Annotated in this window: 12 protein-coding genes and 1 pseudogene; 6 read left to right on the top strand and 7 right to left on the bottom strand. The window is 74.0% G+C overall.

Annotated features, from left to right (window positions below):
• Window positions 1-391: ABC transporter substrate-binding protein (locus OZ948_16515; protein MEB2346331.1), on the bottom strand; the 391-nt coding region annotated here is incomplete at its 3' end.
• Window positions 392-478: 87 nt separating this feature from the next.
• Here OZ948_16515 and serS point away from each other — a divergent pair.
• A complete protein-coding gene (serS, locus tag OZ948_16520) occupies window positions 479-1,759 on the top strand; it encodes a serine--tRNA ligase (GenBank protein MEB2346332.1) in 1,281 nt (426 codons plus the stop codon).
• A 19-nt stretch (window positions 1,760-1,778) separates the two neighbouring features.
• Window positions 1,779-2,228 carry a VOC family protein gene (locus OZ948_16525; protein MEB2346333.1) on the top strand — a complete coding sequence of 150 codons (450 nt, stop codon included), beginning with the start codon at window positions 1,779-1,781 and terminating at the stop codon, window positions 2,226-2,228.
• On the opposite strand, the gene OZ948_16530 is transcribed toward OZ948_16525, so the two are convergent.
• The 3 genes from OZ948_16530 to OZ948_16540 form a co-directional block, all read right to left on the bottom strand.
• Window positions 2,218-3,207, bottom strand: a complete 990-nt coding sequence (locus OZ948_16530; protein MEB2346334.1) for an aldo/keto reductase — start codon at window positions 3,205-3,207, stop codon at window positions 2,218-2,220. The genes OZ948_16525 and OZ948_16530 overlap by 11 nt on opposite strands.
• Before the next feature lie 23 nt (window positions 3,208-3,230).
• On the bottom strand, window positions 3,231-4,262 hold the full coding sequence (locus OZ948_16535) for a lytic murein transglycosylase (GenBank protein ID MEB2346335.1): 1,032 nt from the start codon (window positions 4,260-4,262) through the stop codon (window positions 3,231-3,233).
• Between the two features lie 316 nt (window positions 4,263-4,578).
• Window positions 4,579-5,727, bottom strand: a complete 1,149-nt coding sequence (locus OZ948_16540; protein ID MEB2346336.1) for a phosphoserine transaminase — start codon at window positions 5,725-5,727, stop codon at window positions 4,579-4,581.
• 148 nt (window positions 5,728-5,875) lie between these two features.
• On the opposite strand from OZ948_16540, the gene OZ948_16545 reads away from it, so the two are divergent.
• Together OZ948_16545 and OZ948_16550 are read left to right on the top strand one after the other, a co-directional pair.
• A complete protein-coding gene (locus OZ948_16545; protein MEB2346337.1) occupies window positions 5,876-6,712 on the top strand; it encodes a VWA domain-containing protein in 837 nt (278 codons plus the stop codon).
• Window positions 6,713-6,743: 31 nt separating this feature from the next.
• Window positions 6,744-7,934, top strand: coding sequence for an alpha/beta hydrolase (locus OZ948_16550; GenBank protein MEB2346338.1), 1,191 nt, complete (start codon window positions 6,744-6,746; stop codon window positions 7,932-7,934).
• On the opposite strand, the pseudogene OZ948_16555 reads toward OZ948_16550, so the two are convergent.
• Window positions 7,865-8,818, bottom strand: a pseudogene (locus OZ948_16555) (alkaline phosphatase D family protein). The gene OZ948_16550 and the pseudogene OZ948_16555 sit on opposite strands and share 70 nt — an antisense overlap.
• Before the next feature lie 678 nt (window positions 8,819-9,496).
• A complete protein-coding gene (locus tag OZ948_16560) occupies window positions 9,497-9,619 on the bottom strand; it encodes a hypothetical protein (GenBank protein MEB2346339.1) in 123 nt (40 codons plus the stop codon).
• 93 nt (window positions 9,620-9,712) lie between these two features.
• Between OZ948_16560 and OZ948_16565 the strand changes: the two genes are divergently transcribed.
• Both OZ948_16565 and OZ948_16570 read left to right on the top strand, forming a co-directional pair.
• A complete protein-coding gene (locus tag OZ948_16565) occupies window positions 9,713-10,732 on the top strand; it encodes a PAS domain-containing protein (protein ID MEB2346340.1) in 1,020 nt (339 codons plus the stop codon).
• Window positions 10,733-10,759: 27 nt separating this feature from the next.
• On the top strand, window positions 10,760-11,338 hold the full coding sequence (locus tag OZ948_16570) for a TMEM175 family protein (protein MEB2346341.1): 579 nt from the start codon (window positions 10,760-10,762) through the stop codon (window positions 11,336-11,338).
• 35 nt (window positions 11,339-11,373) lie between these two features.
• On the opposite strand, the gene OZ948_16575 is transcribed toward OZ948_16570, so the two are convergent.
• Window positions 11,374-11,637: a hypothetical protein gene (locus OZ948_16575; protein ID MEB2346342.1), complete on the bottom strand. Its 264-nt coding sequence runs from the start codon at window positions 11,635-11,637 to the stop codon at window positions 11,374-11,376.
• Between the last annotated feature and the right edge of the window lie 26 nt (window positions 11,638-11,663).

Consider the following 11,663-nt stretch of genomic DNA (forward strand, 5'->3'; position numbering starts at 1 on the left):
GGCCGTCGTGCCAGCGCGCCTCGGGGCGCAGCGTGAAGAGCACCCACGAGCGGTCGGCCGGCGTCTGCACGCTCTCGGCGAGCAGGCCGTACTGGCTGAAGGGCTCGTCGGCGGAGGCCACCATCAGCGTCTCGTAGATCGCGCCGACGCCCGCCGCGGGGTTTCCCTTCACCAGGAAGGGATTGAAGCTGTCGAAGGTGGTCTCGGGGACGCCGAGCCGGAGCCGCCCGCCCTTCGGCGCGTCGGGGTTCACGTAGGCGAAGTGGGGGAAGCCGGGCGGGTAGGCGAGGTCGCCGTGCATGGCGAGGCCGTGCTGCTTCGGCGGCTCCGCGGCAAGGGCGGGCACGCAGAGGAAGGCCGCCAGCAGGGCGGCTGCGAGGAGACGGATCATCGGCACCCCCACGGAGGACGGAAAAGCCGGCGAAGTATAGGCGGGGCGCTCGGTTGCGTCGCCGAGACCGTGTGCTTCCCTCCGGCCATGCTGGACCCCCGGACCCTCGCCGAGCGACGCGACGAAGTGGCCGCGAGCGTTCGCCGCCGCGGCGTGCGCGCCGACGTCGACGCGGCCGTCGCCGCCCACGAGGAGGCGGTACGGCTGCGCACCGCGGTCGGCGAGGCGAACCGGGTGCGGAACGAGCACGGCAAGGCCGGCAACCGGAAGATGGACGCGGCGGAGCGCGAGGGCTTCAGCGCCGAGGGCCGGCGGCTCAAGGACGAGGTCGGCCGGCTCGAGGCCGCGCTGGCCGCCGCCGAAGCGCGCCTCGCGGAGGCGCTCGCGGCGCTTCCCAACCTGATCCACCCCGCGGTCCCGGACGGCGGCGAGGACGACGCCCGCGAGCTGCGCCGCTGGGGCACGCCGCGGCGCTTCGACTTCCCCCCGCTCGACCACGTCGAGCTGGCCCGCCGCCTCGACCTCGTCGACTTCGAGGCCGGCACCCGGGCGGCCGGCCCCAAGTTCTACTACCTGCGCAACGAGGCGGTGCTGCTCACCCTGGCGCTCCAGCAGCTCGCGCTCGAGATGCTGCGCAGCGAGGGCTTCACGCTGCTCGCGACGCCGGACCTGGCGCGCGCCGAGATGGTCGCCGCGCTCGGCTTCGCGCCGCGCGGGCCCGAGACCCAGGTCTACTCGGTGGCCGACAGCGATCTCTGTCTGATCGGCACCGCCGAGATCACGCTCGGCGCGCTCTTCGCCGGCCAGACCCTCGACGAGGAGGCGCTGCCGGTGCGCCTCGCCGGCCTCTCGCACTGCTTCCGCACCGAGGCCGGCTCCTACGGCCGCGAGAGCAAGGGCCTGTACCGGGTGCACCAGTTCACGAAGGTCGAGATGTTCGTCGCGACGCGCCCCGAGGACTCCGAGGCGATGCACGAGGAGCTGCTGGCGCTCGAGGAGCGCTTCTTCCAGGCGCTCGAGCTGCCCTACCGCGTGCTCGACATCGCGGCCGGCGACCTCGGCGCGCCGGCGATCCGCAAGTTCGACCTCGAGGCCTGGATGCCGGGCCGCGGCGAGGGCGGAGGCTGGGGCGAGGTGACCAGCACCTCGAACTGCACCGACTACCAGGCGCGCCGGCTCGATGCCCGCTTCAAGCGCCGGGGCGCGAAGAAGGCCGAGCACCTGCACCTCCTGAACGGCACCGCGGTCGCGGACTCGCGCGCCCTCATCGCGCTGCTCGAGAACCACCAGCGCGCCGACGGCTCGGTGGCGGTCCCGAAGGCGCTCCGGCGCTGGGCCGGCATCGACCAGATCGCGCCCCGTTCCTGACGCGCCCTCCGGAGACCCGATGATCGAGATCAACGGCATGGCCCACGTGATCCTGACGACCGGCGATTTCCCCCGTGCGCGCGCCTTCTACGGGGAGCTCCTGCCCTTCCTCGGCCTGCGCTGCGTGATCGACAGCCCCGACTGGTACTACTGCGTGGGCGGGCGCACCGCCTTCGGCGTGCGCGAGGGCGCGCCCGCGCACCGCGGCGCGCGCTTCGACCAGGGCCGCACCGGCCTCCACCACTGCTGCTTCCGCGCGCGCAGCCGCGAGGACGTCGACGCCCTCCATGCGTTCCTCGTCGCGCGCGGCTCCGCGATCGTCCACGGCCCGCAGGAGGACGCCTTCGCGCCCGGCTACTACTCGCTCCTCTTCGAGGACCCCGACGGCGTGCGCCTCGAGCTGAACTTCGTGCCGGGCAAGGGCCTGCTGGCCGAGCCGGGCATGAAGGCGGGCGGCGTCAGCGGTTGAGCGAGCCCATGAAGGCAGGCGCGTAGCGCTCGCCGGCGGCGGCGCCGCGCGGCGCTGCCGCGAGCAGGTGGGCGCGGTCGGCCACGGTCAGCGGGATCGAGAAGGCCGCCACGTTCTCCTCGAGCCAGCGGCGGCGCTTGGTGCCGGGGATCGGCACGACGTCGGCGCCCTGCGCGTGGACCCAGGCCAGGGCGAGCTGGCCGGCGCTCACGCCCTTCTCGCGCGCCAGCTCCTTCACCTTCGCGACGAGCTGGAGGTTGCGTTCGAAGTTCTCGCCCTGGAAGCGCGGCGAGAAACGCCGGTAGTCGTCGGGCGCGAAGTCCTCGGGGCGCTCGAGGCGCCCGGTCAGGAAGCCGCGCCCGAGCGGGCTGTAGGCGACGAAGCCGACCCCGAGCTCGCGGCAGGCCGCGAGGGCGCCGTCCTCGGGGTCACGCGTCCAGAGCGAGTACTCGCTCTGGAGCGCGCTGATCGGGTGCACCGCGCAGGCGCGCCGCAGGGTTGCGACGCTCGCCTCCGAGAGCCCGAGGAAGCGCACCTTCCCGGCCCGGACGAGCTCCGCCATCGCGCCGACCGTGTCCTCGATCGGCGTCTCGGGGTCGACCCGGTGCTGGTAGTAGAGGTCGATCACGTCGACGCCGAGCCGGCGCAGGCTCGCGTCGCAGCACTGGCGCACGTAGTCCGGGCGGCCGCAGATGCCGCGCAGCCCGGGCTTCTCCGGGTCGCGCACGATCCCGAACTTGGTCGCGATCGTGAAGCGCTCGCGCATCCCGCGTACCGCACGCCCCACGAGCTCCTCGTTGCGGTGCGGGCCGTAGACGTCGGCGGTGTCGAGAAAGCTGACGCCGAGCTCGAGCGCGCGGTGGATGGTGGCGATCGACTCGGCGTCGTCGCGCGGCCCGTAGAACTCGGACATGCCCATGCAGCCGAGGCCCTGGGCCGAGACGACGAGGCCGTGCACTCCGAGCGGGCGCTGTTCCATCCGGCGAGCCTAACGCACGCGGCTCAGGGCCGTCCCGTCGCCCCCGTCGCACTGGCCGGAAGGAAGGTCCCCTCCGCGAGGGAGGTCGTCGCGGGTGCGCCGGCCGCCGCCACCGCGTCCTCGATCGTGCCCGCCGTGCGGATCCGGTCGGCGAGGCCGAGCACGGCGTCGATGTAGGCGTCGGAGCGGTTGTAGTGCCAGACCACCTCGCGCTTCTGGGCGCGCGTCAGGTGGCGCTGCCAGCCGTAGCTCTTGAGGAAGCGCGCGGTCGAGGCGGCGGCGTCGGCGGCGTCGTAGAGGCTGACGCGGCCGTCGCCGTCGCCGTCGACGCCGAAGGCGATGTAGTTGAGCGGCAGGAACTGGGTGTAGCCGAAGGCGCCCGCGCCCGAGCCGCGCAGCGAGAGCGGGTCGATGCCCGCCTGCGCGGCGATCTCGAAGGTCGCGACCACCTGCGGGTAGAAGATGCCCTCGAGATAGCGGGCGCGCGCGCGCACCTTGTCGGCGACGGCGGGGTCGAGCGTGCCGCCGCGCGGCGTGTAGCGCACGAGCTGGCGCGCGACGTTGCGCGGCTCGTTCGCCATCGCGAGGCGGGCCAGCCGGTAGAGCACGATGCTGCGCCCGGTGTTGCGGCCGCAGGCGCTCTCGACGTGCAGGATCGCCGCCACCACGCTCGCGTCGACGCCGTGCACGCGCTCCGCGTCCGCGAGGCCCTGCGCGTGGGCCGCGGCGCAACGCTGCGCGCGCGCCACGCTGTCGGCGCGCAGGAAGTGGCGGTACATCGAATAGGGCTCGCGCGGCTCGAGGCCGAAGCCGAGCCCGCTGAAGGCCGGCACGCGCGCATCGGCGAAGGCGCGCGCCGCGCGCTCGCGCGCGATGCCGTCGGCCGCCAGGTGGTCGACCATCCAGCCCCAGCCCTTCGCGCGCGCCTCGAGCACGGCGGGCGTGGGCGGCGCGTCGCGGTCGGCGGCGGCGACGCGCTCGGCGCGCAGGCGGGCCAGCGTGTCGCGGTAGGCGCGGTCGCGCGCCTCGCGCTCGGCCTCGCCGAGCGCGCTCACGCCGGGCGTCTCACGTTCGACGACGACGAGCGGTGGGGACCGGCGCGCCGCCGCTGTGGGCGGCTTGCTCGGCGCCGACGCGCAGCCCGCGACGATCGCGCCGAGGACGAGACCGAGCGGGACGGAGCGGAGGATTCGCAGCAGGCCGGTGCAGCGCAATTGGCAAACCTCGAGGGGGGTTCGCCCGGGTCTTTCGTCGCGACGGTCCTGGGGGTTGACCGGGGACGAAGCATCCTCGCCCGGATCGCGCGCGCCGTCAACGGCAACTCGCACGCAACGCGGGAACGGGGACGTGGCTGCGTGCCCTGCGGTGCGGCTAGCCCCGCGTCTCGGCCCACGCCCAGTCGAGCCAGGGCAGCAGCGCCTCGAGGTCGTCGCGCTCGACGGTCGCGCCGCCCCAGACGCGCAGGCCGGGCGGCGCGTCGCGGTAGCTCGCGACGTCGTAGGCGACGCCCTCCTTCTCGAGGAGGCCGCACAGCCGCTTGATCACCTCGCCCTGCGCCTGCTCGTCGAGCCCGGCGAACCAGGGATCGGCAACCCGCAGGCAGATCGAGGTGCAGGAGCGCGTCGCCGGATCGCTCGCCAGGAACTCCACCCAGGGCGTGCGCGCGACCCACGCGGCGACGGCTTCGAGGTTGGCCTCGGCGCGCGCGACGAGCCCCGCCAGGCCGCCGGCCGACTCCGCCCAGGCGAGCCCGTCGAGCGCGTCCTCGACGCAGAGCATCGAGGGCGTGTTGATGGTCGAGCCCTCGAAGAGCGCCTCGTCGAGCCGGCCCTTCTTCGCGAGCCGGAAGATCTTCGGCAGCGGCCAGGGAGGGGTGTGGGATTCGACCCGCGCCACCGCCCGCGGCGAGAGCGCCAGCATCCCGTGCGCCGCCTCCCCGCCGAGCACCTTCTGCCAGGACCAGGTGACGACGTCGAGCTTCTCCCAGGGCAGCTCCATCGCGAAGACGGCCGAGGTGGCGTCGCACAGGACCAGGCCCGTGCGCCCGGCCGGGATCCAGTCGCCGCCCGGGACCCGCACACCCGAGGTCGTGCCGTTCCAGGGGAAGATCACGTCGCGGGCGAAGTCGACCTGGCGGAGGTCGGGGAGCGCGCCGTAGGGCGCCGCGAGGACCCGCGCGTCGAGCCGGAGCTGCTTCGTCGCGTCCGTGACCCACTCCTGGCCGAAGCTCTCCCAGGCCAGCACGTCGACCGGCCGCTCGCCGAGCAGCGACCACATCGCCATCTCGACCGCGCCCGTGTCCGAGGCCGGCACGACCGCCAGCCGCCAGCCCGCCGGCATGCCGAGGATCGCCTTGCTGCGCTCGATCACCGCCTGGATGCGCGCCTTCGGCTCCTTCGCCCGGTGCGAGCGCCCGACCAGCGCCCCCTTCAACGCCTCGAGCGACCACCCCGGCCGCTTCGCACAGGGCCCCGACGAGAACTGGGGACGTTGCGGGCGGCGCACAGGCTTGGTGGCCAAAGGTTCTCCTCCGGGGGGGCGAGCGGCGGGGACAGTCCCGGCGATCCGGCGATTCCTCGATGTCCGGTCGGCTCGAGGTCGACAATCGCCGGATCGCCGGGACTGTCCCCGCCGCTACCACCGCTAGCATTCCGCGCGAGGGAGGGACATGGGGCGGACGGCAGGGGTCGGGCTGGCGGTCTGGCTGGTCGCGGTGGCGGCGGTTCCGGCCCGGGGTGCGAGCTCTGCGGCGAGGCCGGCCCCGCCCGGCCCCGTCGATCTCGCGATCGTCATCGACGTCTCGGGCTCCGCCCGCGCCGCCTCCGGCGTCGACGTCGACGGCGACGGGACGGTCGGGATCAACCCCCAGCTCGACTCCCGCCTCACGGGCCGGTACCCGAAGGACGTCGTCTCGACCGACCCCGACGACTCCGTCCTCGCCGCCGAGCTGGCCGCCGTGCGGGCCCTGCTCGGCCAGCTCGATGGCGCCGGCGGCGTCCGGGTCGCGGTCGTCGCCTTCTCGGGCCACATGGACCCCGAGAAGGGCACCCAGTCGGGCCCACCCGACCAGAACGCGCGCATCGTCGCGCCCCTCGGCGGCCTCCCTGCCGCCCGCGCCGCCCTCGACGACATCGCCCGCCGCGGCCCCTCCGGCGGCACCGACTTCTCCGCTGCGATCGGCGCCGCTCGCAAGGCCCTGTGCGACGCCCCCGCCCGCGCCGGCGCCACCCGCCACGCCCTGCTCCTCACCGACGGCGTCCCCTCGCTCCCCTTCGGCTTCGCGACCCGCACCGACCCGAGCGACGTCTCCGCCGCCATCACCGCCGCCCACGACGCGCGCGACTGCGGCGTCCGCATCGACGTCTTCGCGATCGGCCTCGGCGCCACCGGCGATCCCTTCGCGTCGAAGGAGGTGTCGCGCATCACGGGCGGGGTGTACCGGCCGATTCGCGCCACCGGCGCGCTGAGGGAGGCGCTCGAGGGTGCGCTGACGGCGGCGCCCTGAAGGCGCGTCCCGCTCCCGGAGAGGAATCGCCATGCCCCACGCTCTCGGCTCCCAGCGCCCCTTCGGCTTCGGCTTCTGGCCGCTCGCCGAGGACGACCCCAAGGTCGCGGTGCGGCGTGAGGACGTCCGGGTCGTCACCGGGGACCGGATGCTGGTGCGTGGGATCCTGTGGACGCCGCCGGCCGGCACGCCCTGGAAGACGGCCGTCGTGCTCGCCCACCCGCGCGGTGACTTCTCGGTGCACTACGCGTGCCCGCTGCTGGCGGCGGCGGGCTACGCCGCCTTCGGCTTCGCGACCCGCTACCTGAACAACGACACCGACTGCCTGCACGAGGCGCTGGTCGTCGACGTGGCTGCAGCCGTCTCCGAAGTGCGTCGCCGCGGAGCCGAGGCGGTGGTGCTCCTCGGCAACTCGGGCGGCGGCTCGCTGATGGCGCTCGCGCAACAGGAGACCGGTTGCGGCGACGGCTGGATCGGCATGGCGGCGCACCCGGGCGAGGGCGTCTTCATGCTCCAGGTGATCGACCCGTCGCTGGCCGACGAGGGCGACCCGCTCTCGGTGGTTCCCGAGCTCGACATGTACGACCCGCGCAACGGCTGGCGCCCCTGGCCCGAGCCCTGCCGCTACGACCGCGCGTGGCTCGCCCGCTACCGCGAGGCGCAGCGCGCGCGGATCGCGCGCATCGACGAGCGGGCGCGCGAAGCGATCGAGAGCGCGCGCCGTGCCGGCGAGGCGGCGCGCGCGATCGACCGGGCCGCCGCGCCCGCCGACTGGGCCTGGCAGCGCAAGCGCGCGGTCTCGCAGCCGACCCTCGTGATCCACCGCACGCTCGCGGACCCGGCCTACCTCGACCTCACGATCGACCCCGACGAGCGGCCGATGGGCTCGCTCTTCGCGTTCCCCGATCCCTTCGACGCCAACTACGCACGCTTCGGGCTCGCGCGCACGATGAGCCCTCGCGGCTGGCTCTCGACCTGGAGCGGGCTCTCCTCGCACGCAAAGCTCGCCGAGACGCTCCCGAACGTGAAGGTGCCGACCCTGATCGTGCACCCGACCGCCGACACCGAGATCCGCCTGCGCCAGGCGCGCGAGATCCGTGATGCCGCGGGCTCCGACGACGTGACCTACCACGAGATGAGGGGCGCTCCGCACTACCTCGAGGGGCACCGCCGGCCGGCCCTCGAGCTCACCGTCGAGTGGCTGCGCGCGCGCTTCCCGTAGCCGCAGCGGGCGACTCGAGCCTCTTGCGGCACGGGATTGCCGTCCTCGACGACGAAGCTCTTCCCGGTCGACACCGTTGCGGTTGGCTCCGTCACGGTCGAGGTGTAGCGGAAGTCGGCGCGCCACTCGTCGCGCGTCACCACATGGCGCAGGGAGCCGCGCGGGACGGGCTCGAAGTAGGGAGCGTGCGGGAGCGCTTGGAGGAGATCGCGCACAAGGTCCACGAGGGCCTCCGGGAAGCCGGCCGACGAGATCCCGGTCGCGACGAACTCGGAGGCGATCGGGCCGGTCAGGTCGGCAGCGTCGGCACCCGACGCCGCGAGCGTGTCGAAGAGCCACGCCTCCTGCGCGGGGCCGAGTGCCTGACCGCCCGGGTCCGGGAAGCCCGCACACGGCGGTCCGAGCAGGCCGCCGCAGGGCTGGTCGCTGCGGTGCGGGCGCGGGTCGAGGATCGGGATCCGCGCGAGGTCGCCGAAGTCGAAGCTGCGGTAGATGCGGTAGTCGGGGCCCTTCGGCTGGAGCTGGCGCACGGGCTGGTGCTCGTACCAGGCCTGGTACGCGGCGGCGCGCAGCTCGAGGAAGGGGAGCTGCGGAGGCGTCCCGTGTTCGTCGAAGTCCGGACCCGCGTAGTCGTTGGCGACCTCGTGATCGTCCCAGGTCACGAGCCAGGGACAACCCAGGTGGGCGGACTGGAGGTTCGCATCGCCCTCGTAGAGCCCGTAGCGGTGGCGATGGCCGGCGAGGCTCTCGATCCGGCCGCTCTGGTGCGAGCGCACCGGGCCGGTGGAGCCGGACTCGTAGATGCAGTCGCCGAGGAAGGTCACGAAGTCGGGGTCCTCGGCGGCGATCCCCGCGTGCGCGGTGTAGTAGCCCTGCGCCCAGTTCCGGCACGAGGCCGTTCACGTCGACGTGGACCGAGTGCGCGAGGCTCGGGTGAGCGATCGTGGCGCCGCTACTCACGATCGTGTAGCAGGCCCAGTCGTGTGCGACCTCCCAGAGTACCGGGACGGGCGCGTCGGGCATGCCGCCGAGGTCGCAGGTGGCGCCGCTGGAGGCCACCGCGGCGGTCGTCATCGCGAGGTGCAGGAACTCGCGCCGCGAGAGCGGGGCGCGCAGGTTGCGGGGGGTCATCGGGAAGCCTCCGCAGGGAGCGCTCCTCTCGTCGCGTGCCGGCCGACGTCTCCCGGCTCCCCGGCTCGTTGCGCCGCCCGCAGCCCGAGGAAGGTCCCGAGCGCCAGCAGCCCCAGCACGGACGGCTCGGGGACCGGCGCCACCCACACCTCCTGATCCTGGCTCAGGAGCCACGAGCCGCCGGCCGACGGCGGCGCGAAGGGGGAGCCCGTGAGCGACCAGCGCAGCTCGAGCGCGAAGCGCTCGGCGGGGTCGGCGAGTGCCAGGAAGGGCGTGTCGGCCTGGCCGTCGCCGTCGGTGTCGCTCGCGACCCGCGCGGTCTCGGCCAGGCTGTCGATCGAGGTCTCCGGCCCGGCACCGCCGACACGCAGCTAGAACCACTGCGTGCGCAGGTGCGCGACGCCGTTCACCGCCCAGGCGTTGACGCCGTCCTACCAGTCGGGGTCGACGTCCACCACCGCGCTCGCGTCCTGCAAGGTCACCGGCACCGCCACGGCGGGCCCAGCCACCGCAAGCCACATCGCTCCCAGCACAAGCCCGACCCACCTCCGCATCTCGCAACCTCCTCCGTCCTCGGGGAACGAGTGCTACCTACCAGGTGGTCGATCGGGATGTCGGGTGGCATCCTGCCGCCCGGAGACCCCCCGATGCCCGAGGACGAGAGGCCGCCCGCGGGCGCCCAGATGGTCGGAGATGGGGCCCGCTGGCGCGCGGTGGTGGCCCAGCTTCCCGACAACGTGACCGAGGTGGATCCCGAAGGGCGGATCCTCGCGACGAACCGGGTCCCGTCGGGCCTCGACGCCGCGACCGTGCTGGGCCGGTCCTTCGCGGAGCTGGTGCCGGAGCCTGCGCGCCCCGCCTTCCGGGCGGCGCTCGCCGAGTGCATCGCCTCGGGCCGGCCGCTCGCGCGCCGGGGCCGCGTGGACCGGCGCGACGGCACGCCGGCCTGGTGGCTGGCCCGCTTCGTCCCGGTCGCCGTCGACGGCGTCGTCGCGCGCGTGATCGTGATCTCCTCCGACGTCACCCCCCTCGAGCAGGCGCAGCAGGCGCTGCGCGCGAGCGAGGAGCGCCTCACGCTCGCGCTCGACGCCGGCGCCTACGGCGCCTGGGACTGGAACCTCACGACCGGCGCGGTCGTCTGCGACGAGCGCGCCCGCGAGCTGCTCGGCTTCGGGCGCAGCGAGGCTCCGCCGGACCTCGAGGCCTGGCGCGCGCGCATCCACCCCGACGACCTCCCCGCCGTCGACGCCGCGATGGACGCCCACTCCCGCGGCGAGACCGAGGCCATCTCGTTCGAGTACCGCACCCGGCTCCCGGACGGGGGCTGGCGTTGGGTGCTGACGCGCTGCCGGATCGTCGCGCGCGACGAAGAGGGGCGCCCGCTGCGCGTCACCGGCGTCCAGCGCGACGTCTCCGAGCGCCGGCGCACCGACGCCGAGCGCGAGGCCCTGATCGGCCAGCTCCAGAAGGCACTGGCCGACGTGCGCACGCTCTCGGGCCTGCTGCCGATCTGCTTCCAGTGCAAGCAGATCCGCGACGACCGTGGCGAGTGGCGCGAGCTCGAGGAGTACCTCGAGGCGCGCTCGGAGGCGCAGTTCAGCCACGGCCTGTGCCGGGACTGCGCGGGCCGGCTGCACGCCGAGCTGCCGGCGGCCAAGGCGCGCTGAACCCGCCCGTGCGAGGACACGACCACGATGGGCAAGAGCCGCCTGGAAGCGTTCAGCGATGGCGTGCTCGCGATCATCATCACCATCATGGTCCTGGAGCTGAAGATCCCGCACGGCAGCGATCTCGGCGCGCTGGCCTCGCAATGGCCGGCGCTGCTGAGCTACGTGCTCAGCTTCGTCTACGTCGGGATCTACTGGAACAACCACCACCACTTCCTGCACGCGGCGGAGCGGATCGACGGCAAGGTCCTGTGGGCGAACCTGCACCTGCTCTTCTGGCTGTCCCTGCTGCCGATCACGACCGGCTGGATGGGAGCGAGCCGCTTCGCGTCGCTTCCCGTTGCGGTGTATGGACTCGTGCTGCTGATGTGCTCGATTGCCTGGCTGCCCTTCCAGCGCAGCCTGGTGGCCGCGAACGGCGGCGCCGACTCGCTCCTTGCCCGGGCCCTCGGGCGTGACCGGAAGCTCGTGCTGGCCCTTGCCCTGTATGTCCTCGGCATCCTTGCCGCGGGCCTCGCGGCGTGGCTGGCGTGCCTGCTCTACGCCGCCGTGGCAGCCCTGTGGTTCCTGCCCGACCGCCGCATCGAAGCGAAGCTCCTGCGGTGAGCGAGCGAGGCTCGGGCGCCGCCACCGCGTGGCCCCTACACCGTCTCGTGTGACGACGCGCTGGTGAAGCCCGGGAGCAGGGCAGCCGCCTGCAGCTCGGGGCGGAAGGCAGCCGCGAGCAGGAAGCCACCGAGCAGGCCGAACAGGACGGCCCGATGGCGCAGAAGGATCCCGAGATCGGGCTCCGCGACGGGAATGCCATCCAGCGCCTCGAGTCGCCGCGCTCCGCTGACGCCCGGGAGCGGCAGCAGGTGGACGATGCCGGCGACCCCCAGCGCCACGGTCACTACGCCTTGCATGCGCGCCACCTCGGAGATCGGCCTCC

This window comes from Deltaproteobacteria bacterium (assembly GCA_035063765.1).
In the GTDB taxonomy this organism is placed as follows: Bacteria; Myxococcota_A; UBA9160; order UBA9160; family PR03; genus CAADGG01.